Raw genomic sequence first — 3,270 nt, forward strand, 5'->3', positions numbered from 1 at the left:
CCCCCCCCCCGGCCCCGCCTGGCCCGCCGGCCCCCCGCTGCCCGCCGGCGGCGTCCGCCCCGCCGACCTCAGCCCCCGGGTGCTCAGCCCCGTCGAGGACGGCGACCCCGAACCCCTGCGCGGCTGGCTCGCGGGACTCGGCGTACGACCGGAGAAGCCGGTGCGGTTGGTCTGAGCCACCGCCACCGCCACCGCGCCACCCCCGCCACCGCCACCGCCACCACGATCGCAACCGCCACCGTCGCCGCCACGACCGCAACCGCTCACCCGGAGTGCCACGTTCCGTTCACGTCAATCCGCAACGAACGGTGACGGAATGCGTGCTTAATGTGATGTGCTGGGACCGACCGCCGACTGGCACAGCTCGGCGCACGTTCCAGCAGCCGCCGGCCACCGATCGATGAGCACGAGAGCACCGATCGCGGCCGGCCACAGCAGAGGCAGGACCCGGGGGACGAGGGAGGGGAGCGGCATGGGTGGCGGCAGAGTGCCGAAAAACGCAACGTCCGGCGCGGGAGCGCCGATCAGGCGCTGGGAGTCCGGCGCCCTCGCCCACGCCGTGAGCGACCCCTTCGGCCAGGGCCCGCTGCCCTGGCTGCGCGGCAGCGAGCACTACTTCGACGACACGGGCCAGGTCGTCCCCTGGTACATCGACCACGCCCCGGCGCCGGGCGCCCGTATCCCCGCGCCCCGCAGCACCACGGGACCGCGCACGGCCGACGATGTGCACCAGCAGGTCAAGGGATTCACCTCTACGGGTGCCGCCGCCCCGGGCGAATCCATCGACTTCCACATCACCGTGGACCCGCCGCAGCAGTTCGGCGTCGACATCTACCGGATCGGGCACTACGGAGGCGACGGCGCCTCGAAGATCACCACGAGCCCCCGGCTCTCCGGCATCGTCCAGCCGCCCCCGCTGGCCGCCGACCGCACGGTCTCCTGCCACCACTGGTGGCTCTCCTGGCGGCTGCAGATCCCGAGTTACTGGAACACGGGCGCGTACGTGGCGGTCCTGACCACCGCCGACGGCTACCGCTCGCACATCCCGTTCACGGTCCGCGACGACCGCCCGGCGGATCTGCTGCTCCTGCTCCCGGACGTGACCTGGCAGGCGTACAACCTCTACCCGGAGGACGGCCGCACGGGCGCCAGCCTCTACCACGCCTGGGACGAACAGGGCTCGCTGCTCGGCGAGAGCGACGCCGCCATCACGGTCTCCTTCGACCGCCCGTACGCGGGCGCGGGACTGCCGCTCCACGTGGGCCACGCCTACGACTTCATCCGCTGGGCCGAGCGCTACGGCTATGACCTCGCGTACGCCGATACGCGCGATCTGCACGCGGGACGCGTCGATCCGACCCGCTACCGGGGCCTGGTCTTCCCGGGCCACGACGAGTACTGGTCGGTGCCGATGCGCCGCACCACGGAGCAGGCCCGTGACGGCGGCACCTCCCTGGTCTTCCTCTCCGCCAACACCATGTACTGGCAGGTGGAGTTGAGCCCCTCGCCCTCCGGCGTCCCCGACCGCCTGCTCACCTGCCGCAAGCGCCGCGGTCCGGGCAGGCCCGCGCTCTGGCGTGAAGTGGACCGCGCGGAACAGCAGTTGATGGGCATCCAGTACGCGGGCCGGGTCCCCGAGCCGTCGCCCCTCGTCGTACGCAATGCGGACCACTGGCTGTGGGACGCGACCGGAGCGCACGAAGGGGATGAGATCGAGGACCTGGTCGCGGGCGAGGCCGACCGCTACTACCCGCGCACCCCGCTGCCCGAGCACCAGGGCCGCATCCTGCTCGCGCACTCCCCCTACCGGGACGGCGACGGGGCCAAGCGCCACCAGGAGACGTCCCTGTACCGGGCACCGTCCGGCGCGCTGGTCTTCGCGTCCGGGACCTTCGCGTGGTCACCGGCGCTGGACCGGCCGGGCCATGTGGACACCCGTATCCAGCGGGCGACCGCCAATCTGCTCGACCGCATCTGCAAGCGCGACTGAGACAGCCGACCTGCGGCAGCCACCCGCGGCAGCCACCTGAGGCGGCCGTCCAAGGCCGTCGACCACGGCAGCCGACCATGGCCGCCATCCGAGGCAGCCCTTGAGGCCGCCACCCACGGCAGCCCACCGAGGCCGCCACCTGAGCAGCCCACCGAGGCGCGCGGACCGCCGCGTTGCCCCACCCCTGGTCAGCGGCACCTTCGCGATAGGCGAGAATCGGACCGCTGGCCGAAACGACGGGGAGGAACCATGCCCGGATTCGTAGAAAAGCCCGAGCCGATCGAGGTGCCGGGCCTGGTGCACCTGCACACCGGCAAGGTGCGCGACCTGTACCAGAACGAAGCGGGCGACCTCGTGATGGTCGCCAGCAACCGCACCTCCGCGATGGACTGGGTGCTGCCCACGGAGATCCCCGACAAGGGCCGCATCCTCACACAGCTGTCCCTGTGGTGGTTCGACCAGCTCGCGGACCTCGTCCCGCACCACGTCCTGTCCACCGAGCTGCCGGCCGGTGCGCCCGCGGACTGGGCGGGCCGGGTCCTGATCTGCAAGTCCCTGGCGATGGTCCCGGTCGAGTGCGTCGCGCGCGGCTATCTCACGGGCTCCGGCCTCGTCGAGTACGAGCAGAGCCGCACGGTCTGCGGCCTCGCCCTGCCCGAGGGCCTGGTCGACGGCTCGGAGCTGCCCGCCCCGATCTTCACGCCCGCGATGAAGGCCGCGGTCGGCGAGCACGACGAGAACGTGTCGTACGAGGAAGTGGCCCGCGAAGTCGGCGCCGAGACCGCCGCCCAGCTGCGCCAGACGACCCTGGCGGTCTACGGCCGCGCCCGGGACATCGCCCGTGACCGGGGCATCATCCTCGCGGACACCAAGTTCGAGTTCGGCTACGAGGGCGAGACGCTGGTCATCGCGGACGAGGTCCTCACGCCGGACTCCTCGCGCTTCTGGCCCGCGGCCGAGTGGCAGCCGGGGCAGACCCAGCCGTCCTTCGACAAGCAGATCATCCGGAACTGGCTGAAGTCCTCCGAGGCCGGCTGGGTCCGCCAGGGCCCGCAGGGCGAGAACCCGCCCCCGCCGCTGTCGCCCGAAATCGTGGAGCGCACCCGCTCGCGCTACATCGAGGCGTACGAGCTGCTGACAGGGACGGCCTGGTAACCGCGCACGCCGCGCACGCGAAAGGCCCCCGGTGAACACCGGGGGCCTTCTGCTTTATGGGGCGAACGGCGAGGGTCGAACTCGCGACCTCAACCTTGGGAAGGGTGCGCTCTACCAACTGAGCT

2 protein-coding genes are annotated in these 3,270 nt (G+C 71.9%); both read left to right on the forward strand.

Features of this window, described 5'->3' with window-relative positions; genetic code table 11:
- Positions 1-487 precede the first annotated feature (487 nt).
- Entirely contained in the window at positions 488-1,990 is a 1,503-nt protein-coding gene (locus JAO81_RS41695; RefSeq protein ID WP_307814246.1) for a N,N-dimethylformamidase beta subunit family domain-containing protein, read from the forward strand.
- 249 nt (positions 1,991-2,239) lie between these two features.
- The gene (locus JAO81_RS41700) at positions 2,240-3,145 is read left to right on the forward strand and encodes a phosphoribosylaminoimidazolesuccinocarboxamide synthase (protein ID WP_199553222.1); all 906 of its coding nucleotides are present in this window, start codon (positions 2,240-2,242) and stop codon (positions 3,143-3,145) included.
- Positions 3,146-3,270 lie beyond the last annotated feature (125 nt).

This window comes from Streptomyces sp. N35 (assembly GCF_016464295.1).
Classification (GTDB): Bacteria; Actinomycetota; Actinomycetes; order Streptomycetales; family Streptomycetaceae; genus Streptomyces.